Genomic DNA, 21807 nt, shown 5'->3' with positions numbered 1-21807 from the left:
CGGCGATGGCCCACAGGCTAGAAATGCAGCGCGCGGCCGTACGCACCAAGGACGCTTTCGTGCATCATTTCGCTCAGCGTCGGGTGGGCGAATATTGTGTTGATCAGCTCCTGTTCGGTGGTTTCGAGCTGCCGCGCGATGACATAGCCCTGGATGAGCTCGGTGACTTCGGCACCGACCATATGGGCGCCGAGAAGCTCGCCGGTGGCGGCGTCGAAGACGGTCTTCACGAAGCCTTCGGCCTCGCCGAGTGCGATCGCCTTGCCGTTGCCGATGAAGGGAAATTTGCCGACCTTGACGTCGTAGCCCGCCGCCCTGGCATTGGCTTCGGTCATGCCGACGCTGGCAACTTGCGGCCGCGAATAGGTGCAGCCGGGGATGGCGGCCTTGTCCAGCGGGTGAACATGGTGCCCGGCAATGGTCTCGACGGCGATGATGCCTTCGTGGCTAGCCTTCTGCGCCAGCCAGGGGGCGCCGGTGACGTCGCCGATCGCCCACAGGCCGGGGACGTTGGTGCGGCCGAAGCCATCGTTGACGATATGACCGCGATCGGTGGCGACACCGAGCGCCTCGAGGCCGATGTTTTCCGTGTTGGGGACGATGCCGATGGCGACGATGACGTGGGAAAAGCTTTCGATGGTGGCCTTGCCGTCGACGGTGGTGATGGTGGCTTTCACTTCGGTGGCGCCGGGGGTCACGTCGCTGACCTTGGCAGCGGTGATCAGCCGCATTTTCTGCTTGGTTAGCGCCTTTTGCATGAAGGCGGAGACCTCCTCGTCCTCGACCGGCAGGACGCGATCGAGCATTTCGACGATGGTCACCTCGGCGCCCATGTCGGAGTAGAAACTGGCGAATTCGACGCCGATCGCGCCCGAACCGATGACCAGCAGTTTCGTCGGCATTTCGGGGGGGACCATGGCGTGGCGGTAGGTCCAGATGCGCTTGCCGTCGGCGACGAGGCCGGGCAGATCGCGCGCGCGGGCGCCGGTGGCGACGATGACGTTCTTGCCATCGAGAACGCGGGTCTGGCCGGTGGTAACGGTGACCTGGGTGGCGGCAGTGAGCGTGCCGTTGCCCTCGACGACGGTGATCCTGTTCTTCTTCATCAGCGATTTGACGCCGGAATTGAGCTGGCCGGCGACCTTGCGGCTGCGTTCGGTGACTTTGGCGAGGTCGAAGGAAATGCCGGTGGCGGACAGGCCATAGGCGTCGGCGTTCTGCATGTAATGGTAGATTTCGCTGGTGCGGAGCAGGGCCTTGGTCGGGATGCAACCCCAGTTCAGGCAGATGCCGCCGAGGCGCTCGCGCTCGACGATGGCGACGCTGAAGCCGAGTTGTGCAGCGCGGATGGCGGCGACATAGCCGCCGGGGCCGGAACCGAGGATCACGAGGTCGAAGGATTCAGCGGTCATGGTGCGCGACTTTCTTCCCTCTCCCCTTGCGGGAGAGGGCGACTCGGCAACGCCGAGCGGGGTGAGGGGTCGGCCAGCGCGGCATGAAGCGTATCGAGGACCGTGCGGCGCTGGGTCAGAATCTGACTGTTCCAAAATCGAAGAACGCGAAAGTCCTGCGCTTCAAGCCATAAGGTTCGGCTTTCGTCGTAGGCGCTTTCCGCGTGCTGGCCGCCGTCGGCTTCAACGATCAGGCGCGCCGAGTAACACATGAAATCTGCAATGAAGCGGCCGACCGGGACCTGGCGGCGGAACTTGTATTCCGAGAAACGGCGGTCTCGCAGGATCGACCAAAGCAATCGTTCGGCGACTGTCATTTCCTTGCGCATTGAGCGGGCGTGCAATTGCAGGGGTGAGCCCCCCTCACCCCGCTCGCCAAGTGGCGAGTCGCCCTCTCCCGCGGGGGGAGAGGGGCGGGTCACGCCACGAGCCCAAGCGGGCTCTCGATCAACGCTTTCACCGCGCTCATCAATTCCGCGCCGTCGGCGCCATCGATCGCCCGGTGATCAAAACTCCCCGTAACCGTCATCACCGTCGCAATCGCCAGCGCATCATCCACGAGATACGGCCGCTTCTCACCCGCCCCAACCGCCAGGATCATGCCCTGCGGCGGATTGATCACCGCATCGAACTGCTTGATCCCATACATGCCGAGATTGGAGACACTCGCCGTCCCGCCCTGGTATTCATGCGGTTGCAGCTTGCCTTCGCGAGCCTTGGCAGCGAGCGCCTGCATCTCGGTGGCGATGACCGACATCGGCTTCAAGTCGGCGCCGACGATGATCGGCGTGATCAGGCCCGACGGTGCCGCCACGGCGACGGAAATGTCGGCGCGCGAGTAGCTGATCAGCGTGTCACCGGCGAACGAGACATTGGCCTTGGGGACCTGGCGCAGCGCGAGGGCGAGCGCCTTGATGACCATGTCGTTGACCGACAGCTTGATCTTGCGCGGTTCGAGCGCCTTGTTGAGCTCGCCGCGCAGCTTGAGCAGCGCGTCGATGCGGATGTCGCTGGTCAGGTAGAAATGCGGAACGGTCTGCTTGGCCTCGGTCAGGCGGCGGGCGATGACCTTGCGGACATTGCCGAGCTTTTCGGATGTTTGCGGGATGTCGGCAAAGCCGGGAGCCGGCGTTGCGGCGGGCTTGGGCGCCGGGGCTTCGGCGATGACGGTTGCTGGCGCTGCAGCGGCAGCAACCTGAGCGGCGGCGGCGGGCTTGCCGGCAGCAGCGTCGACATCGGCGCGGACGATGCGGCCATTGGGTCCCGTCCCGGTGACGCCGGCGAGCGCGATGCCCTGCGCCTCGGCGATCCGGCGCGCCAGCGGCGAGGCGTTGACGCGGGCTCCCGTATCGGGAACTGCGGCGGGCTGGGCTGCAGCAGCGGGCGGCGCCGCAGGCGCGGCGGCGGCCGGGGCAGCCGGCGCAACAGGCGCGGCCGGAGTTGTCGGCGCGGCGGCTGGCGGCGTCTCGGCTGTCACCAGCGAAAGCTTCGGCGCTTCCAGAGCAACCGGGGTTGCCTTGGCCGCGGGAGCAACATCCTCCCCTTCCCCGGCAAGGCGCATGATCACCTGCCCGACGGGAACGCCCTCGGTGCCGGCGGCGACCACGAGTTCAGCGACGGTACCTTCGTCGATGCTCTCGACTTCCATCGTCGCCTTGTCGGTCTCGATTTCGGCAAGCACGTCGCCCGACTTGACCACGTCACCGACAGCGACAAGCCATTTCGACAGGGTGCCGGTCTCCATGGTCGGAGACAGGGCCGGCATGTTGATGTCGATCATTTGTAGCAGACCTTTTTGGCTGCCGCGACGACATCCTCGACCTTGAGCAGCGCCAGCTTCTCGAGGTTCGCGGCATAGGGCAGCGGCACGTCGATGTTGGTCACGCGCAGTACCGGGGCGTCGAGGTCGTCGAAACCCTGTTCCATCGCCACCGCGATGATCTCCGACGAGATCGAGCAAGTCGGCCAGCCCTCCTCGACGACGACCATGCGGTTGGTCTTCTTGAGCGAGGCGAGCACGGTGGCGGTATCGAGTGGCCGCAAGGTGCGCAGATCGATGATCTCGGCTTCAATGCCTTCCTCCGCCAGCGTTTTCGCCGCTTCGAGCGCAACGCCGACGCCGATCGAGTAGCTGACCAACGTCACGTCCTTGCCCTCGCGAACGATCGACGCCTTGCCGATCGGCACGACGACATCGTCACCTTCGGGAACGTCGAAGCTCTGGCCGTAGAGCAGCTCGTTTTCGAGAAACACCACCGGATCCGGCGAGCGGATTGCCGCCTTGAGCAGCCCCTTGGCGTCGGCGGCGCTGTACGGTGCGATGACGATCAGGCCGGGCACGCTGGCGTACCAGGGGCCATAATTCTGGCTGTGCTGGGCGCCGACCCGCGAGGCAGCGCCGTTGGGGCCGCGGAAGACGATCGGGCAGCGCATCTGGCCGCCGCTCATGTAATTGGTCTTGGCCGCCGAATTAATGATGTGGTCGATCGCCTGCATGGCGAAGTTGAAGGTCATGAACTCGACGATCGGCTTCAATCCGCCCATCGCCGCGCCGGCGCCAAGCCCGGCAAAGCCATATTCGGTGATCGGCGTATCGACGACGCGCTGCGGGCCGAATTCTTCGAGCAACCCTTGCGTGACCTTGTAGGCGCCTTGGTATTCGGCGACTTCCTCACCCATCACGAACACTTCGGACGTGGTGCGCATTTCCTCGGCCATGGCATCGCGAAGCGCCTCGCGGACGGTCTGCCGCTTGGTCGGCCCGGCGGCGACGGCGACGACGGGCACGCCTTCGGCCGGGACCAGCGGGCTCACCTTGGGCGGCGCCTGTGGTGGTTCGGGAGCGGGCGGCGCGGCGGCGGTAATTGCTTGCGCCTGCTCCGGTTCGGCGGCTTTTGCCGGTGCGGCTGGTTCCGCAGGCTTCTCCGCCGGCATTTCCTCGCCTTCGCCCAAAATGGTCGCGATCAGCGTGCCGACCTTGACGCCTTCCGACCCCGCCGCGACGTGCAGCTTCGCCACCACCCCGCCGTCATCGACCTCGAGTTCCATCGTCGCCTTGTCGGTCTCGATTTCCGCCAGCACGTCGCCCGGCTTGACGGTATCGCCCTCGGCGACCAGCCATTTGGCCAGCGTGCCTTCTTCCATCGTCGGCGACATGGCGGGGAGCTTGATCTCGGGCATCAGTATTTTCCCACCAGGACGTCGGTGTAAAGCTCGGCGGCATCGGGCTCGGGCGCGCCTTCGGCGAAATCGGCAGCGGCGGTGACGATCTCGCGGACTTCCTTGTCGATCTGCTTGAGCGAGGCCTCGTCGCCGTAACCGGCCTCGATGATCTCGCGCTTAGCGTGCTCGATCGGGTCGGACTTCTCGCGCATCGCGGCGACTTCCTCGCGGCTGCGATACTTTGCCGGGTCGGACATCGAGTGGCCGCGATACCGATACGTCTTCATTTCGAGCAGCAATGGCCCCTTGCCGGCGCGAACCCATTCGACCGCGGTCTGGGCGGCACCGCGAACGGCGAGCACGTCCATGCCGTCGACCTGGAGGCCCGGCACCCGGAAGCTTTCGCCGCGGCGATAGAGTTGGTCCTCGCTCGACGAGCGATTGACGCTCGTACCCATGGCATACTGGTTGTTCTCGATCACGAAAATAACCGGCAGCTTCCACAGCTCGGCCATGTTGAAGCTTTCATAGACTTGGCCCTGGTTCGACGCGCCATCGCCGAAATAGGTCACCGCAAGCCCGCCATCGCCGCGATATTTATGCGCGAACGCCAAACCCGTCCCCAGCGGCACCTGCGCCGCGACGATGCCATGACCGCCGTAAAAGCCATGCTCGACGCTGAACATGTGCATCGAGCCGCCCTTGCCCTTGGAGATGCCGGCGGCGCGGCCGGTCAACTCGGCCATAACCGCATTGGCTGGAATACCTGCCGCCAGCATATGGCCATGGTCACGGTAACCGGTGATAACCGAATCGGTTGCCTGTAGCGCCGCTTGGATGCCGACGACAACAGCTTCCTGGCCGATATAAAGATGGCAGAAACCACCGATCATCCCCATGCCGTAAAGCTGTCCGGCCCGTTCCTCGAACCGCCGGATCAGCAGCATCTGGCGATAATAATCGAGCAGCTCGGTGCGGGTCGGCTTGTGCCGTATAGGTTCCCCGGGGCGTGGCCAGTTGGTCACGGGAACCGTATTGGACGGCGCGGGCGCCTTAGTCGAAGCGGGACGAGCCAATTGAACACCTCCGGAAACCGGTTTCCCGTATAGGAGCCTGACCCCCGCCGCTTCAAGCGCTAGTTCGGGGCTACTTGGTATCGAGCGGGATTATGACCTCGTCGGGCTTTACGACATTCAGGTTCTTGCGGACCAGTTCGTCGGCGAGATCGGGGTCGACCTTGCGCGGATCGAGCAATTGCACCTGCCGATCGAGCGCGGCCTTGGCGTCGGCGCTCTGCTCGGCCTGCTTGGCCAGGGCCGCACGCTGCGCCTTATAGTCCTTCCAGGCGATGACGCCGGTCGGACCGGTGATGGCGTGCGAGACGAAATAGCCGATCAACAGGATGCAGATCGCCGGCAGCGCGGCGCGGCGCAGATAGTTCATCAGGCTGGCGCGATTTTCCATATCTCAGCATTAGCCCCCCTCCCCCTCGCATTCAAGAGAGGGCCTCGCCTGTTCCCTCCTGCCGCCAGCCTGCTATGACCGTCCCAAACAACAGCCTTGGGAGAGCGAGCATGACCGCCATCAATAGTGTCGTCGACCTGCGCAAGGATGGCGACATCGCCATCGTCACGATCGACTCGCCGCCGGTGAATGCGCTGTCGGCGGATGTCCGCGACGGGCTCGACGGCGCGTTCAAGGCATTGGCGACCGATGCGTCGGTCAAGGCCGTCGTGCTCGTCTGCGCCGGGCGGACCTTCATCGCCGGCGCCGACATCTCCGAATTCGGCAAACCGCCGCGCGGTGCCTCGCTCCACGGCGTCCAGGATGCGATGGAAGCCTCGCCGGTGCCGGTCGTCGCCGCCATCCACGGCACCGCACTCGGTGGCGGGCTCGAAGTGGCATTGTGCGCGCACTACCGCGTTGCCGATGCCAAGGCGCGGCTTGGCTTGCCCGAGGTCAAATTGGGTCTGCTCCCCGGCGCCGGCGGCACCCAGCGGCTGCCGCGAATCGTCGGCGCCGCCAAAGCCGTCCAGATGACCACGAGCGGCGACCCGATGCCGGCCAAGGCCGCACTCGCCGCCGGGCTGGTCGACGCCATCGTCGAGGGCGATTTGACGGAAGGCGCGGTGGCATTCGCGCGGAAGGTCGTTGCCGAGGGCCGGCCGCTGACCAAGGTTCGCGACGACAGCTCGCGGCTCGGCGGTGATGCAGCATCGCTGGCGCCGATGTTCGCCGAATTCCGCAAGGCCAACGCCCGCAAGTTTGCCGGGTTCGAGGCCCCCGAGGCCAATATCAAGTGCATCGAGGCCGCGGTTGCGCTGCCGTTCGAGGAAGGCATGCGCGTCGAGCGCAGCGAATTCATGAAGCTGATGGGCGGGCTGCAATCGGCGGCCCAGCGTCACGTCTTCTTCGCCGAGCGCCAGGCTGCCAAGATCGACGGGCTCGACCCCAAGGCCGCGCTGTTGCCGGTCAAGTCGGTCGGCATCATCGGCGCCGGTACGATGGGCGGCGGCATCGCGATGAACTTCCTGTCGGTCGGCATCCCGGTGACGATCGTCGAGACCAAGCAGGAAGCGCTCGACAAGGGCGTCGCGGTCATCCGCCGCAATTACGAAAACAGCGCCAAGAAGGGCCGCTTCAGCATGGAGGAAGTCGAAGCCCGCATGGGCCGGCTGACGTCGACGCTGGCGCTCGAGGACCTCAAGGACGCCGATATGATCGTCGAGGCGATCTTCGAGAACATGGAGATCAAGAAGCAGATCTTCGGGCGGCTCGACACCATCGCCAAGCCCGGCGCGATCCTGGCGTCGAACACCAGCTATCTCAACGTCGACGAGATCGCGGCGAGCACGTCGCGGCCCGAAAGCGTCGTCGGCATGCACTTCTTCTCGCCGGCGAATGTCATGAAGCTGCTGGAGGTCGTGCGCGGGGCGAAGACGGCACCCGAAGTGCTGGCCACGGCGATGGCGACCGGCAAGGCGATCGGCAAGATCGGCGTCGTCTCGGGCGTCTGCCATGGCTTTATCGGCAACCGCATGCTCGGCAAACGGCAGGAACAGGCCAACAAGCTGATCCTCGAGGGTGCACGGCCTTCGGACGTCGACCGCGTGCTGACGGATTTCGGCTTCCCGATGGGGCCGTTCCAGATGAGCGACCTGGCCGGGCTCGATATCGGCTGGTCGGCGGAGACGTCGAAGGGCCTGACCGTGCGCGACCGGCTGTGCGAGGCCGGGCTGCGCGGCCAGAAGAACGGCAAGGGCTTCTACGACTATGACGCGGAGCGCAACCGCACACCGTCGCCGGTCGCCGAGCAGATCATCCTCGATTATGCCGCCGAACAGGGCATCAACCGCCGCGAGATCGGCGACGAGGAAATCCTCGAGCGCTGCCTGTACCCGATGGTCAACGAAGGCGCCAAGATCCTCGACGAGGGCATGGCGCAGCGCGCGAGCGACATCGATATTGTCTGGATCAACGGCTATGGCTGGCCGGTGTACCGCGGCGGGCCGATGTTCTGGGCCGAAAACGACGCCGGCCGCGAGAAGATCGCCGCCGGGTTGGAGCGGATGGGGATGGATGTGTCACCGCGGTTGAAGGCGGGGTTCTAGCGCCGCGCCGCGAGCGCGCAACGCCGCGCGTTGCTCGCCGACAGGCGCAAGCTCGGCCAGCGGGGCGGTCGGCGTAAAGCCGACCGAACCCGTCTGACGTCAGCCGCGGCTTTGCCGCGGCCTTCACCTGGCATACTGCGACATGCTGCCGATCCTCTTGTAACCGCAGCGCATCTCCACACGTATATGCAGTCATGAACAACCGCCGCACACTCCTCATCGCCGGTCTTGGTGCCGCCGCCGCCCTGCCCTTAGCGCGCAGCTTTGCTGCCGCGCCGGTCCCCAAGGGCAAGTTCCCCTACACCCTGACCGATGCCCAGTGGCGCGCGAAGCTGCCGGGCAGGTCCTACGACGTGCTCCGCCACGAAGCGACCGAGCGGCCGTTCTCTTCGCCGCTCAACGACGAGCACCGCGCCGGGACGTTCACCTGCAAGGGCTGCGCGCTGCTGCTGTTCGCATCGAAGACCAAGTTCGACAGCGGCACCGGCTGGCCGAGTTTCTACGCACCGCTGCCGAAAGCCGTCGGCACCACGACCGACACGGCGTTGATGATGGAGCGCACCGAGGTCCATTGCAGCCGCTGCGGCGGGCATCTCGGGCATGTGTTCGAGGATGGCCCCAAGCCGACGGGGCTGCGATATTGCATGAACGGCGTCTCGCTCAATTTTATTCCTGCAAAGGCATAGATCGATGATCGTTCGCAGTTTGATCGCCGCCGTCTTGCTCGGCACTGCCGGCTGCTCGCTCGCTGCCGAACGCATGGTGAGCGCCCCTGCACCCGCCGCCGATACTTCGCTCAAGGCCGGCCCGGTGCAGACCGCCGTGTTCGCCGGCGGCTGTTTCTGGGGCCTCGAAGGCGTCTTCGAGCGCATCAAGGGCGTGCAATCGGTGCGCTCGGGCTATGCCGGCGGCGATAGGCGCACGGCGTCGTACGCAATCGTCGGGTCGGGAATGACCGGCCATGCCGAGGCCATCGAGGTTCGCTACGATCCGGCCCGCGTCAGCTATGGCACGTTGCTGCGGATACTGTTTTCGGTGGCGCACGACCCGACGCAGCTCAATCGCCAGGGTCCCGACAGCGGCACGCAATATCGCAGCGCCATCTTCCCGCAGACGCCCGAGCAGGCGCGGCTGGCGAAGGCGTATGTGGCGCAGCTGACGACGGCGAAGACCTGGCCGGGCAAGATCGTCACGACGCTTGAGCCGGGGAAATCCTTTTACGCGGCCGAGACCTACCACCAGAATTACCTGCGGGCGCATCCGAACGAGCCCTATATCGCGATCAACGATGTGCCCAAGGTCGAGGGGCTGAAGGCGCGGTTTCCGCAATTGTGGAGCGACAAGCCGGCGGTTTGAACCCTTAAGGATTCGTCATGCTGAACTTGTTTCAGCATCCGTCGCGGGGTCGGCACAGGCTGACTTTGCTGAGGGGTGGATGCTGAAACAAGTTCAGCATGACAATCGAATTTCCCAAGTTCAGCGCGCGATATTCGCCCAGCATTCGAGCTCGACCGCAGCGCCGCGCGCCAGCCCATTCGTCCCGAACGCACTCCGCGACGGAAACCGCCCCGGCTTGAAATATGTCACATAGATCCGGTTGAACGCATCCCACTGCTTCATGTCGGCAAGCATGACTGTGCACTTGAACAGATCGTCGTAGGTCAGGCCACGCTTGGCCAGCACCGCGCCGATGTTGGCCATGACCTGCCGGGTTTCAGGCTCCAGACCGCCGGAAACGACCTTGTCTGCCCCCGGTTCGGCGCCGATCTGGCCCGACAGATAAAGCACCCCGCCGACCTCGGTTGCATCCGAAAACGGCCGGTTGAGCGCGATCGATTCAGGCGACGTGACGTGCACCGTCGGCGCAGCCGTTGCCGACGTGGCGACCAGCAGCGCGAGCGCAGACGCTCGGATCAATGCGCCAGGGCTTTCACGATGTTCTCAACCATCTTCTTGGCGTCGGCGAGCAACATCATGGTGTTGTCCATGTAGAACACCTCGTTGTCGACCCCGGCATAACCGACGCCGCCCATCGAGCGCTTGATGAACAACACGGTCTTGGCCTTTTCGACGTCGAGCACCGGCATCCCGTAAATCGGCGAAGTCTTGTCGGTCTTGGCCGCCGGATTGGTGACGTCGTTGGCGCCGATGACGAACGCCACGTCGGCCTGGGCGAATTCGCCGTTGATGTCCTCGAGCTCGAAAACCTCGTCATACGGCACATTGGCTTCGGCGAGCAGGACGTTCATGTGTCCCGGCATGCGCCCGGCGACCGGGTGGATGGCGTATTTGACCGAGACGCCTTCCTTGCGCAGCAGGTCGCCCATTTCGCGGAGCGCGTGCTGCGCCTGCGACACCGCCATGCCGTAACCCGGAATGATGATGACGCTTTCGGCGTTCTTCATGATGAATGCGGCGTCCTCGGCCGACCCGGCTTTGTAAGCCTTGGCGACGCCGCCAGCCTTGGCTCCGCCGGCGTCGGACTCGGCGCCAAACCCGCCGGCGATGACGCTGATGAAGCTGCGGTTCATCGCCTTGCACATGATGTACGACAAGATGGCGCCCGACGAACCGACCAGCGCGCCGGTGATGATCATCGCGGTGTTCTGCAGCGTGAAGCCCATCGCCGCCGCCGCCCAACCCGAATAGCTGTTGAGCATCGAGATGACGACCGGCATGTCAGCGCCGCCGATCGGCACGATCAGCAGGAAGCCGATGATGAAGGCGAGCACCATCACCGTCCAGAAGATCCACTCGGCCTGGTCGGTGACAAAATAAGCGATCAGCCCGATGATGCCGGCGAGCAGCCCGAGGTTGATGACATGGCGGCCCGGCAGCAGGATCGGCGATCCGCTCATCCGGCCCGAGAGCTTGAGGAACGCGATGATCGACCCCGAGAAGGTGATCGCACCGATGGCGACGCCAAGGCCGAGCTCGATGCGGCTGACCGGGTGAATAAGCCCGGTGACGCCGTCCACGATGCCGAAGGCGTCGGGGTTGAGGAACGCCGACGCGCCGACAAGCACCGCCGCGAGGCCGACGAGGCTGTGGAAACCGGCGACAAGCTCGGGCATCGCCGTCATCTTGATCTTCTGCGCGATGAACCAGCCGATGCTGCCACCGATGGCGATCGCGGCGATGATCAATGGCAGCCCAACCGGGTGGACGATCAGCGTCGTCACGACCGCGATGGCCATGCCGACCATGCCATATTGATTGCCGCGCTGGCTCGATTCAGGCGACGAAAGCCCGCGGAGCGACAGGATGAAGAGGACGCCCGCGACGAGGTAGAGCAGTTCGGCCCAGGCGGGGGTGGCGGCGACGGCGTGTTCCATGGTGATGCTTGCCCCTTACTTCGCCGCGGCCGTGACCGGCTTCTTGTCTTTTTTCTTGTACATCGCGAGCATCCGGCGCGTCACCGCGAAGCCGCCAAAGATGTTGATGCTGGCCAGCACCACCGCGAGCAGGCCGAGCCACTTCGAGATCTCGGAGCCGCCAACCGCCGCCGACGACGCGATCAGCGCGCCGACGATAATCACCGACGAAATCGCGTTGGTCACCGCCATCAGCGGCGTGTGCAACGCCGGCGTGACGCTCCAGACGACGTAGTAGCCGACAAAGCAGGCCATCACGAAGATGGAAAGGATCGAGATGAAACCCATGGTCCTGCTCCTAAGCCGTCGCTGCGGTCGTGGCCGGGGCGGCCAGCAGCCGTTCGTGGACGATCTTGCCACCCTCGGTCAGCTTGATGCCGATGACGATTTCGTCATCGGCGGGAAAAGCGACAGTCTTCGCGTCCTTGTCCCAGAAAGCATTGATCAGGTTGAACAAATTGCGCGAGTAAAGCGCCGAAGCATCCGCTGCCAACCGCGCCGCGGCGTTCTTGTGGCCGATGATCTTGACGCCGTGGACGACCGCCGTCTCGCCGACCCGCGAGCCCTCGACATTGCCACCGCTTTCGACCGCAAGATCGACGATGACACTGCCAGGCCGCATCGAGGCGATCTGGGCATCGGTTATCAGTCGCGGTGCCGGGCGGCCGGGAATCAGCGCCGTCGTGATGACCACGTCCTGCTTGGCGATGTGGCTACTGACCAGTTCCGCCTGGGCCGCCTTGTATTCGTCGGACATTTCGGTGGCATAGCCGCCGCTGCCCTCGCCCTCGATGCCCTTCACGTCGGCAACGAAAATCGCCTTTGCGCCCAGTGATTCGATCTGCTCCTTCGTCGCCGAACGCACGTCGGTCGCCGATACCAGCGCCCCCAGCCGCCGCGCCGTCGCGATCGCCTGCAGGCCGGCGACACCGACGCCCATGACAAACACCCGCGCCGCCGAAATCGTCCCGGCCGCCGTCATCATCATCGGAAAAGCCCGGCCATAAGCCTCCGCCGCGTCGATCACCGATTTGTAGCCGGCGAGGTTCGATTGCGATGACAACACGTCCATCGACTGCGCGCGGCTGATGCGCGGCATGAATTCCATCGACAACGCGGTCAAATTCGCCGCCGCATAGCCGTCGATCCGCGCCCGATCAGCCAACGGCGACAGGATCGCCGCGAGCATCGCGCCGGCCTTGGTGCCGGGCAAATCGGCCGCAACCGGCCCCTGAACGCCCAGGATCAGATCCGCATCACCAAGAATGGCACCGCGATCTGCAACCCTCGCGCCGGCATCGCCATAGGCGGCGTCCGAGATATTCGCACCGACCCCGGCCCCTGCCTCGACCGAAACCTCGGCACCAAGGCCGATCAGTTTCTTGATCGTTTCCGGCGTGGCGGCAACGCGATATTCAGCGTCCGCGGTCTCGCGAAGCACGGCGATTTTCATGTGCCCATCCCCAAATCGTAATCTTGCGTCTTCAGGCGAAACTATCGCCCCGATTCGTCTTCAGGCGAGAAAGATCGCCATCAGGATCAGCACGACCGAAACCCCCGCGACGCCCCATTTCGTCACCGACATGAAATTGTCATAGGTCGAGCGGTGGTCGGTCTTGACCGTTTCTATATCGCCGTTCGGCTTGTCGTTCGCCATTGTCGATCCATTAGTCATGAAACCGCGCCCCGTTGCGCCAACGCCTGATAGCAGATGCAACACTGGTGTGAAGATGTCACGCGGCAACGCATAGCTGACGATTTTGGGTCAATTCTGAGCCGCCCGCCACACCGTCAGCGCCTGCACCGTTTCCGGCACATCATGGACGCGCACGATCTGCACCCCGCAAGCCGCCGCGTGCAACGCCAGCGCCAGGCTGCCGGGCAGACGCTGATCCGGCGGCGCGTCCCCTGCAATCCGGGCGATCAGCGCCTTGCGGCTCGCCCCCAGCAGCAGCGGCACACCGAGCCCGTGGAACAGCGTCAACCCGCGCAGCAGCGCCAGGTTGTGCGCCAGCGTCTTGCCGAAACCGATCCCCGGATCGGCGATGATCCGCCCCCGATCGATCCCCGCAGCCTCGCAGTCGGCAATCCGCGCCGCCAGCCAGTCATACACATCGGTCAGCGCGTCCACATAGGTCGGCGCGTCCTGCATCGTCTCCGGCGACCCCTGCGCGTGCATCAGCACGATTGGGCAACCCCGCGCCGCGACCAGCCCCAGTGCCGCCGGATCATGCCCCAAAGCCGAGACATCGTTGACCAGCGCCGCGCCGCCGTCCAGCGCCTGCCGCATCACCGTCGCCTTGCGGCTGTCGATGCTCCAGTTGAGCCCGACCAGCCCCGGCAGCACCGCCGCCAGCCGCGCCGTCTCGGTTTGGAGGTCCACCGTCGCCGCCCTTGGCCGCGTCGATTCCGCGCCGACGTCGATGATGTCGGCCCCTGCCCTCACCATCGCCTGCGTCGCCGCCATCGCAACAGCGGGTGCCGCGTGCCGGCCGCCATCCGAAAAACTGTCGGGCGTCACGTTCAAGATGCCCATTATCGCAGTGCGATCGCCCGGCAGCCCGGCCACGCCCAGCCGCGCCCGCGTCAACGGCCCCAGCACCGCGTCGCCAAGGCTTTCTGCCGGCACCGTGCGCGGCGGCTCGCCCCGCGCCAGTATCTCCACCCGCGCAAAGCGCAGCGGGCCGCCGGCAAGCGGCAGCCCGTCGCCCAGCCCGGTGGGACGATACCAGGCGCCTACCAGAGCTTCAGCCGATCGGCCGGGGCAAGGTACAGCTTCTCGCCGGGCTTGGCACCGAACGCGGCGTACCAGGTGTCGAAATTGCGTGCGACATAGGGGCGATAATTGCCCGGCGTATGCGGATCGGTGGTCAGCCCGCGCAGCATCGCGGCATCGCGGTACTTCTGCCGCCAGATCTGCGAGGCGCCGAGGTAGAAGCGCTGGTCGCCGGTAAAGCCGTCGATAACCTTGTCGGGCTTGCCGCCCAATGATCGCTGATAGGCGTCATAGGCGATGGTGATCCCGGCGAGATCGGCGATGTTCTCGCCCAGTGTCAGCTCGCCGTTGACCTTGGATCCCGGCAGCGGCTCATAGGCGCCATATTGCGCGACGACCTTGTCGGTCAACGCTTTGAAACGCGTGATATCGGCGGGCGTCCACCAGTCCGCCAGACGCCCGCGCTTGTCGAACTTGCGGCCCTGGTCGTCGAAATGGTGGGTGATCTCGTGGCCGATGACCATGCCGATGCCGCCGTAATTGACCGCGGCGTCGGCATTCGCATCGAAGAACGGCGGCTGCAGGATGGCGGCCGGAAAGACGATCTCGTTCCACAGCGGGTTGGCATAGGCGTTCACCGTCATCGGCGTCATGCCCCATTCGGTGCGGTCGACGGGCTTGCCGATCTTGGCGAGCTGGCGGTCGTATTCGAACCGCCGGTACCGCATGGCATTGCCGACCGAATCGCCGCGAACGACCTCGAGCTTCGAATAGTCGAGCCACTTTTCCGGATAGCCGATCTTGGGCGTGAACGCCGCCAGCTTCTCGCGCGCCGCGACGCGGGTCTTGGGGTCCATCCATTCGAGCTTCGACAGCCGCTCGTCCATCGCCGCGATGATGTTCTTGACGAGTTCGTCGGCCTTCACCTTGGCCTCGGGCGGGAAATACTGCGCGACGTACAGGCTGCCGACCGCCTCCCCGAGCGCGTTGGACGTCGCATCGGTGGCGCGTTTCCAGCGCGGCTGGTTCTCGGGCTGGCCGCCCAACACCGTGCCGTTGAAGGCGAAATTCTCGTCGACAAAGGCCTTCGACAGCAGCGGCGCGGTCGACTCCAGCGTCCGCATCGTCAGATAATCCTTCCACACCGGCAGCGGCTCGGAGGCGATCAATTTCGCGATGCCCGTCACCGCGCTCGGCTGGGCGACGATCAGCTCCTTCTGCGCCGACAGCCCCAGCGACGCCAGCAGCGGCGCCCAGTCGACGCCCGGATACGTCGTGGCAATGGCGCTGCTCGCCACCGGATTATACAGTTTCTCGACCTGGCGCTGCTCGACCTGGCTCCAATGCACCTGGGCAATCTTGCGCTCGAGGTCGTACACCGCCTGAGCGCGCGCCGGTGCATTCGTGAGCCCCGCCAGCGCCAGCATGCGGCCGATATGCTCGACATATTTCGTGCGAACTTCGGCGAACTTGGGGTTCTTGGTGTCGAGGTAATAGTCGCGATCGGGCAAGCCCAGCCCGCCCTGCCCGACATAGGCGGTAATGACATCGGGGTTCTTCAGGTCGCCCATGACCTGCGCGCCGATCGGCATGTCGATGCCATCGCGCCCGAGCGTGCCCATTTCCGCCGCCAGCGCCTTGCGGTCCTTGATCGCATCGATACCGCTCAGGATCGGCTTGATCGGGGTAATGCCCTTCGTTTCCGCAGCAGCCTCGTCCATGAAGCTGGCATAATAATCGCCGACTTTCTGGGTTTCGGTGCCCTTGGCGGCGGTGCTGGCCGCGGTCGCCGAGCCCTCGATGATCTTGCGGGTCCGCTCCTGGCTGAGATCGCGCAGCTTGGTGAACATGCCGAAGTTGGTGCGATCGGCGGGGATGACGAGCTTGTCGGTATAGCCGCCGTTGGTGAAGCGTACCCAGTCGTCACCGGGCTTGACGCTGCGGTCCATGCCGGCGGTGTCGAAGCCGAAACTGCCCAGTTCGGGCTTGGCGGATGCGGCAAAGGCCGGCGCCGCGGCGGCCAGCAGCGCCATTGCCGATGCGCACAGTAGAATGGAACGAGACATTACGACTCCCCGGGATATTTCACTGGAGGCGTGTTATCCGGTCAATACGGTTGGTGTAAAGGCTGTCTGCTGCCTTAAATGTTGGTCACACGGTCCCGACGCTGGCGCGATAGACGTCGCGCTTGGCATCGAGCGGGACCAGCTTGCCGGCTTCCTCGATGTGCCAGAACGTCCAGCCGTTGCAGCTCGGCAGGCCCTGCGCCGCGGCGCCGAGCTGGTGGATCGATCCGGTCTTGGTGCCCATGCTCAGCGAGCCATCGGCGCGGACTTCGGCCTGGTGGCGGCGCTGCGGATCGATAAGCCGGGTGCCCGGACGGACCAGCCCCGATTCGACCAGCGAGCCGAACGGGATGCGTGTTTCGCCGCGCTTGCCCTGCGTCACGGTCATGTCACCGCCCGACAAGGGCAGCAGCGACGCGATCCGCACCTCGGCGACCTTGACGTACTTCTCCTCGCGCTCGATGCCGATGTAATGCCGGCCGAGCAGCTTGGCGACAGCGCCGGTGGTGCCGGTGCCGAAGAACGGATCGACAATCAGGTCGCCCGGCTCGGTGCATGCCAGCAGCACACGATACAGCAGCGCCTCGGGCTTTTGCGTCGGGTGTGCCTTGACGCCATCGGTCTTCAGCCGCTCACCGCCCGTGCAGATCGGGATCAGCCAATCCGACCGCATCTGCAGCTCTTCGTTCATCGCCTTCATCGCGTGATAGTTGAACTTGTACTTGGAATTCTCCGATTTCGACGCCCAGATCAGCGTCTCGTGCGCGTTGGTAAAGCGCGTGCCCTTGAAGTTCGGCATCGGGTTGGCCTTGCGCCAGACGATGTCATTGAGGATCCAGTAGCCGGCATCCTGCAGCGCCGCCCCGACGCGGAAAATGTTGTGATAGCTGCCGATCGTCCAGATCGCCCCGTCGGGCTTGAGGATGCGCCGCGCCGCCGTCAGCCAGGCGCGGGTGAACTCGTCATAGGTCGCATAGCTGGCGAACTTGTCCCAATCGTCGTCGACCGCGGCGACCTTGCCGCCTTCGGGGCGGTGGAGGTTGTGCGCCAGCTGCAGATTATACGGCGGATCGGCAAAGACGAGGTCGGCACAGCCCTCGGGCATGGCGTTCATGGCTGCGATGCAGTCCCCCATGATGATGCGATCGATCTGCAAGGCGCGTTCCCGGGTTGCCACGTAGAATCGCCATGAATCACAAGTGATTCGCCGTCAAGAGTCCATCGAATCAACCGATTGTAGCGATCGGGTACGAAACGACTGGAAACCGCTAGGGGTTGAGTCTCGGTCTCTACCGACCCCCCAGCGTTGGCGTGTTGCCGAAAAGACTCTAGCCGATCGAAAGTCGGGCACGCACCGGTGCGAAGCTGCGGCGGTGATGCGGCGTAACCCCCAACGCCGCCAATGCTGCCTGGTGTTCGGGCGTGCCATAGCCCTTGTTGGTGCGCCAGCCATAGCCGGGATGCTCGGGGCAAAGCCCCTCCATGATCGCGTCGCGGACGGTCTTGGCGATGATCGACGCCGCCGCGATCGACAAGCACAGCGCATCGCCGCCGACGATCGCCGTCGCCGGATGCGACCAGCGCGGCAGGCGATTTCCATCCACCAGCGCATGACCGCACGGCTTCGGCAACGCCGCGATGGCACGCTCCATCGCCAGCATCGTCGCCCAGTGAATGTTGAGCGTGTCGATCTCCTCGACCGACGCCATGCCGACACCGATCTCGGCACAATCCTCGAGCAGCAGTCGCAACGCCGCGCGCCGTTCGGGGGTCAGCAGCTTGGAATCGTTAAGCCCGTCAGGATAGCAGTCCGGATCGAGCACGACCGCCGCAGCGACAACCGGCCCCGCCAAAGGCCCACGCCCGGCCTCGTCGACGCCAGCAACCCGCCCGCCAATCCGGATCTCATGCCGAAAACTGATCCCCTCTCCTGCGGGAGAGGGCGACTCGGCGCCCTTGCGGCGAGCGGGGTGAGGGGCAACTTTCTTGATCACAGCGGAAAAAACCCCAGCGGCCCATGCCCCCCGCCCAGCCCCGGCGCCCGCGCAATCGCCTGCATGACGAACGCTCGTGCCCGCACCACCGCCTCCTCCAGCGTCATCCCCTGCCCCAGCCCGCACGCCAGCGCCGACGCCAGCGTACACCCGGTGCCATGCGTATGCCGCGTCACCACCCGCGGGCCAGTAAATGCCACATGCCCACCGCGCGTCACTAGCCAGTCGGTGATGACATCGCCCTCGAGATGACCACCCTTGGCCAGCACCGCCCCCGGCCCCTGCAACAACAATTCCTGCGCCGCGAGCAGCGCATCGGCAACATCCTCGATCTCGGTCCCCGCCAGCGCCATCAATTCGGGCGTATTCGGCGTCACCACCGCCGCCAACGGCAACAGGCACTCGATCAACGCCGCGATCGCATCGTCCTCGAGCAGATTGGCACCGCCCTTGGCCACCATCACCGGATCGAGCACGATCGGCACCCGCACCTCGGCCAGCACCCCCGCCACCGCGCGCACCGTCTCCGCCGACCCGATCATGCCGATCTTGACGACATCGATGCCGATATCCTCGATGCACGCCCGCATCTGCGCCGCGACAATTTCGGCCGGCACCGCATGAATACCCGTCACGCCGAGCGTATTCTGCACCGTCACGGCCGTAACCGCCGTCATCGCATAGCCCCCAAGGCAGGTGATCGTCTTGATATCGGCCTGGATACCCGCCCCGCCCCCCGAATCCGACCCGGCAATAATCAGCACCCGCGCCACTTTATCCACGAAACCGCCTCGCCGAAGACGCCGGGTTCCGCGCCAATGCCGCACCCACCCGCAGCGGCCGCGCCTCGAAGCCACCGCCGCAGTTCGGACAAACACCCTCCAACGGCCCCGTCACGCAAGCGGCGCAGAAGGTGCACTCGAACGAACAGATCATCGCCCCCGCCGCATCCGCCGGCAGATCAATCCCGCACCGCTCGCAATCCGGGCGCATATCGAGGCTCATGCAGCCACCACCGCCGCGCAGATGTCGTCGACCACCGCCTTGACCAGCCGCTTGTCCTCGCCCTCGGCCATGACCCGGATTACCGGCTCGGTTCCCGATTTGCGGATCAGCAACCGCCCGCTACCATTCAGCCGCGCCTCGCCGTCGGCGATCACCGCCTTGACGCGGTCGCTATCGAGCGGCGCGCCGGCAAAACGCACACTCCGCAGCACTTGCGGCAGCGGGTCGAACAAATGCAGCACCTCGCTCGCCGGACGGCCACTCGCCACCAGCGCCGCCAGCACCTGCAACGCCGCCACCAACCCGTCGCCGGTCGTCGAATGATCGGCCAGGATCAGATGCCCCGACTGCTCGCCGCCGATATTGAAGCCGCCGGCCTTCATCGCCTCGAGCACATAGCGATCGCCCACGCCCGCCCGGTGCAGCGCCAACCCGCGCCCGCCAAGCCAGCGCTCAAGCCCCAAATTCGACATCACCGTCGCCACCAGCCCACCGCCCTTGAGCGTGCCGGCCTCCTGCGCCCGCCCGGTAACCAGCGCCATCAGCTGGTCGCCATCGACGATCTGGCCCTTTTCATCGACGACGATCAACCGGTCGGCGTCGCCATCGAGCGCAATGCCGATATCGGCGCCGGTCTCCAGCACGCGCATCTGCAGCGCCTTGGGATAGGTCGATCCGCACTGGTCGTTGATGTTGAAACCGTTGGGCGTAACGCTGATCGCATCGACTTCGGCGCCGAGCTCCCACAGCGCCTCGGGCGCCACCGCATAGGCCGCGCCATTGGCGCAATCGATGACCACCTTCAGCCCGTCGAGCCGCAGATCCTCGGGGAACGTCGCCTTGGCAAAATGGATATACCGCCCGCGCGCATCCTCGATCCGCCGGGCCCGCCCGATCGATTGCGGCTCCGCCAGCGCCACCTCGGCATCGATCATCGCCTCGATCTCGGCCTCGTCGGCATCCGACAATTTGAAGCCATCCGGCCCGAACAACTTGATGCCATTGTCCTGATAGGCGTTGTGGCTCGCAGAAATCATCACCCCCAGGTCGGCCCGCAGCGACCGCGTCAGCAGCGCCACCGCCGGTGTCGGGATCGGACCGGCCTGGATGACGTCCATGCCCACCGAGGTAAACCCCGCCGTCAGCGCCGATTCCATCATGTAGCCCGACAGCCGCGTGTCCTTGGCGATCACCACCCGGTGCTTGTGGCTGCCGCGCAGGAACTTGGTCCCCGCCGCCTGCCCGACCTTCATCGCGATCGCCGCGGTCATCGGGGCACTGTTGGTCAGCCCGCGAATGCCATCGGTACCGAAATATCTGCGTGTCATGCTGGCTTTGCCCTCTTCATGCGTTGCTGTTTACGCCAGCAGGATTAGCTTGTCGAAGGGCTCGTTGACCCGCCGAGGAGGAGAAATACACATGCAGACACGCAAACTCGGCACCCAGGGCCTCACCGTTTCGGCGCTTGGCCTCGGCTGCATGGGCATGGCCGGCACCGCGGGCCAGGCGGCGATGTACGGTATCGTCGATACCGATGAAGCCGTCGCCACCATCCACCGCGCGCTCGAGAACGGCGTCAACTTCTTCGACACCGCAGAGGTTTACGGGCCTTTCCTCAACGAGGAACTCATCGGCCGCGCCCTCGCCGGCCGCCGCGAACAAGCCATCATCGCCACAAAATTCGGCTTCCGCATCAAAGACGGCAAGGTCGCGGGCACCGATTCAACCCCGGCCAACGTCCGCGCCGTCGCCGAAGCCAGCCTCAAGCGCCTCGGCACCGACCATATCGACTTGTTCTACCAGCACCGCGTCGATCCCGCCGTGCCGATCGAGGATACCGTCGGCGCGATGGCCGACCTCGTCCGCGAAGGCAAGGTCCGCTATCTCGGCCTGTCCGAGGCCGGCCCCGGCACTATCGCCCGCGCCCACGCCGTCCACCCGATCAGCGCACTGCAAAGCGAATGGTCGCTGTGGGAGCGCGGCGTCGAAGCGGAAATCTGGCCGCTGTGCCAGCAGCTCGGCATCGGCTTCGTGCCCTATTCACCGCTCGGACGCGGCTTCCTGACCGGCAATCAACCCCGCGCCGAAGACCTCCCCGAAACCGACTATCGCAAGCGCGATCCCCGCTACCAGGGCACCAACTACGACGCCAACATGGCCGCCGTTGCCATCGTCAAATCCATCGCCGACATCCACGCCGCGACCGCCGCCCAGGTCGCGCTGGCGTGGCTGCTCGCCAAGGGCGACGGCGTCGTGCCAATCCCCGGCTCCAAGCGCCGCGTCACCCTCGACGACAACGCCGGCGCCGCCGCGCTCGCTCTCACCGCCAACGACCTCGCCCGCCTCGACGCCGCCCTCCCCCCCGGCACGACAGCCGGCGACCGCTACGGCTCCCCAGCCATGATGGCGATGGTAAGGCTCTAACCTT

The 21807-nt window shown here is 65.3% G+C and carries 22 protein-coding genes; 4 read left to right on the top strand and 18 right to left on the bottom strand.

All coding sequences use genetic code 11. The annotated features are described in order from the left end of the window. Positions 1 to 17: 17 nt before the first annotated feature. From lpdA to IEW98_RS04200, 6 genes are all read right to left on the bottom strand, one after another. Entirely contained in the window at positions 18 to 1412 is a 1395-nt protein-coding gene (gene lpdA / locus IEW98_RS04225; RefSeq protein WP_188761673.1) for a dihydrolipoyl dehydrogenase, read from the bottom strand. Then, complete coding sequence (locus IEW98_RS04220) at positions 1409 to 1873, bottom strand: endonuclease domain-containing protein (protein ID WP_279380341.1); 465 nt, start codon at positions 1871 to 1873, stop codon at positions 1409 to 1411. Before IEW98_RS04220 ends, lpdA begins: the two co-directional genes overlap by 4 nt. After that, on the bottom strand, positions 1870 to 3231 hold the full coding sequence (locus tag IEW98_RS04215; protein WP_243450545.1) for a pyruvate dehydrogenase complex dihydrolipoamide acetyltransferase: 1362 nt from the start codon (positions 3229 to 3231) through the stop codon (positions 1870 to 1872). Before IEW98_RS04215 ends, IEW98_RS04220 begins: the two co-directional genes overlap by 4 nt. Next, positions 3228 to 4631 carry a pyruvate dehydrogenase complex E1 component subunit beta gene (locus tag IEW98_RS04210; RefSeq protein ID WP_371870746.1) on the bottom strand — a complete coding sequence of 468 codons (1404 nt, stop codon included), beginning with the start codon at positions 4629 to 4631 and terminating at the stop codon, positions 3228 to 3230. Before IEW98_RS04210 ends, IEW98_RS04215 begins: the two co-directional genes overlap by 4 nt. Next, the gene (gene pdhA, locus IEW98_RS04205) at positions 4631 to 5638 is read right to left on the bottom strand and encodes a pyruvate dehydrogenase (acetyl-transferring) E1 component subunit alpha (protein WP_243450544.1); all 1008 of its coding nucleotides are present in this window, start codon (positions 5636 to 5638) and stop codon (positions 4631 to 4633) included. Before pdhA ends, IEW98_RS04210 begins: the two co-directional genes overlap by 1 nt. Before the next feature lie 121 nt (positions 5639 to 5759). Continuing rightward, positions 5760 to 6077 carry an FtsB family cell division protein gene (locus IEW98_RS04200; protein WP_243450543.1) on the bottom strand — a complete coding sequence of 106 codons (318 nt, stop codon included), beginning with the start codon at positions 6075 to 6077 and terminating at the stop codon, positions 5760 to 5762. Between the two features lie 110 nt (positions 6078 to 6187). Between IEW98_RS04200 and IEW98_RS04195 the strand changes: the two genes are divergently transcribed. The 3 genes from IEW98_RS04195 to msrA all read left to right on the top strand — a co-directional run bounded on the left by IEW98_RS04195 (position 6188) and on the right by msrA (position 9580). Then, the gene (locus tag IEW98_RS04195; protein WP_188761670.1) at positions 6188 to 8224 is read left to right on the top strand and encodes a 3-hydroxyacyl-CoA dehydrogenase NAD-binding domain-containing protein; all 2037 of its coding nucleotides are present in this window, start codon (positions 6188 to 6190) and stop codon (positions 8222 to 8224) included. A 194-nt stretch (positions 8225 to 8418) separates the two neighbouring features. Continuing rightward, a complete protein-coding gene (msrB, locus tag IEW98_RS04190) occupies positions 8419 to 8910 on the top strand; it encodes a peptide-methionine (R)-S-oxide reductase MsrB (RefSeq protein WP_188761669.1) in 492 nt (163 codons plus the stop codon). A 4-nt stretch (positions 8911 to 8914) separates the two neighbouring features. Next, positions 8915 to 9580, top strand: coding sequence for a peptide-methionine (S)-S-oxide reductase MsrA (gene msrA / locus IEW98_RS04185; RefSeq protein WP_188761668.1), 666 nt, complete (start codon positions 8915 to 8917; stop codon positions 9578 to 9580). 120 nt (positions 9581 to 9700) lie between these two features. On the opposite strand, the gene IEW98_RS04180 is transcribed toward msrA, so the two are convergent. The 12 genes from IEW98_RS04180 to glmM all read right to left on the bottom strand — a co-directional run bounded on the left by IEW98_RS04180 (position 9701) and on the right by glmM (position 20707). Beyond that, positions 9701 to 10141, bottom strand: a complete 441-nt coding sequence (locus tag IEW98_RS04180; protein ID WP_207792497.1) for a RidA family protein — start codon at positions 10139 to 10141, stop codon at positions 9701 to 9703. Further along, the gene (locus IEW98_RS04175) at positions 10138 to 11559 is read right to left on the bottom strand and encodes an NAD(P)(+) transhydrogenase (Re/Si-specific) subunit beta (protein WP_188761667.1); all 1422 of its coding nucleotides are present in this window, start codon (positions 11557 to 11559) and stop codon (positions 10138 to 10140) included. The genes IEW98_RS04180 and IEW98_RS04175 overlap by 4 nt, the downstream gene beginning before the upstream one ends. Positions 11560 to 11574: 15 nt before the next feature. Continuing rightward, positions 11575 to 11886, bottom strand: a complete 312-nt coding sequence (locus IEW98_RS04170) for a proton-translocating transhydrogenase family protein (RefSeq protein WP_188761666.1) — start codon at positions 11884 to 11886, stop codon at positions 11575 to 11577. A gap of 10 nt (positions 11887 to 11896) precedes the next feature. Continuing rightward, complete coding sequence (locus IEW98_RS04165; RefSeq protein WP_188761665.1) at positions 11897 to 13051, bottom strand: Re/Si-specific NAD(P)(+) transhydrogenase subunit alpha; 1155 nt, start codon at positions 13049 to 13051, stop codon at positions 11897 to 11899. Between the two features lie 60 nt (positions 13052 to 13111). Then, positions 13112 to 13255, bottom strand: a complete 144-nt coding sequence (locus IEW98_RS04160; protein ID WP_188761664.1) for an aa3-type cytochrome c oxidase subunit IV — start codon at positions 13253 to 13255, stop codon at positions 13112 to 13114. 108 nt (positions 13256 to 13363) lie between these two features. Further along, complete coding sequence (gene folP, locus IEW98_RS04155) at positions 13364 to 14227, bottom strand: dihydropteroate synthase (protein ID WP_243450542.1); 864 nt, start codon at positions 14225 to 14227, stop codon at positions 13364 to 13366. Between the two features lie 107 nt (positions 14228 to 14334). After that, positions 14335 to 16380, bottom strand: a complete 2046-nt coding sequence (locus tag IEW98_RS04150) for a M13 family metallopeptidase (RefSeq protein ID WP_188761663.1) — start codon at positions 16378 to 16380, stop codon at positions 14335 to 14337. 85 nt (positions 16381 to 16465) lie between these two features. Then, entirely contained in the window at positions 16466 to 17515 is a 1050-nt protein-coding gene (locus IEW98_RS04145; RefSeq protein WP_188761811.1) for a site-specific DNA-methyltransferase, read from the bottom strand. Positions 17516 to 17708: 193 nt separating this feature from the next. Further along, positions 17709 to 18302, bottom strand: coding sequence for a ribonuclease HII (gene rnhB / locus IEW98_RS04140; RefSeq protein ID WP_188761810.1), 594 nt, complete (start codon positions 18300 to 18302; stop codon positions 17709 to 17711). Between the two features lie 68 nt (positions 18303 to 18370). Beyond that, positions 18371 to 19156, bottom strand: a complete 786-nt coding sequence (thiD, locus tag IEW98_RS04135; RefSeq protein WP_243450541.1) for a bifunctional hydroxymethylpyrimidine kinase/phosphomethylpyrimidine kinase — start codon at positions 19154 to 19156, stop codon at positions 18371 to 18373. After that, positions 19149 to 19379: a DUF1272 domain-containing protein gene (locus tag IEW98_RS04130; RefSeq protein ID WP_188761662.1), complete on the bottom strand. Its 231-nt coding sequence runs from the start codon at positions 19377 to 19379 to the stop codon at positions 19149 to 19151. The genes thiD and IEW98_RS04130 overlap by 8 nt, the downstream gene beginning before the upstream one ends. Then, positions 19376 to 20707: a phosphoglucosamine mutase gene (gene glmM / locus IEW98_RS04125; RefSeq protein ID WP_188761661.1), complete on the bottom strand. Its 1332-nt coding sequence runs from the start codon at positions 20705 to 20707 to the stop codon at positions 19376 to 19378. The genes IEW98_RS04130 and glmM overlap by 4 nt, the downstream gene beginning before the upstream one ends. Positions 20708 to 20798: 91 nt before the next feature. Between glmM and IEW98_RS04120 the strand changes: the two genes are divergently transcribed. Further along, a complete protein-coding gene (locus IEW98_RS04120; protein WP_188761660.1) occupies positions 20799 to 21803 on the top strand; it encodes an aldo/keto reductase in 1005 nt (334 codons plus the stop codon). The last annotated feature ends 4 nt before the right edge of the window (positions 21804 to 21807 follow it).

The sequence above is a fragment of the Sandarakinorhabdus glacialis genome (genome assembly GCF_014643455.1).
In the GTDB taxonomy this organism is placed as follows: Bacteria; Pseudomonadota; Alphaproteobacteria; order Sphingomonadales; family Sphingomonadaceae; genus Sandarakinorhabdus; species Sandarakinorhabdus glacialis.
This window is presented reverse-complemented; position numbering and strand designations above follow the sequence as displayed.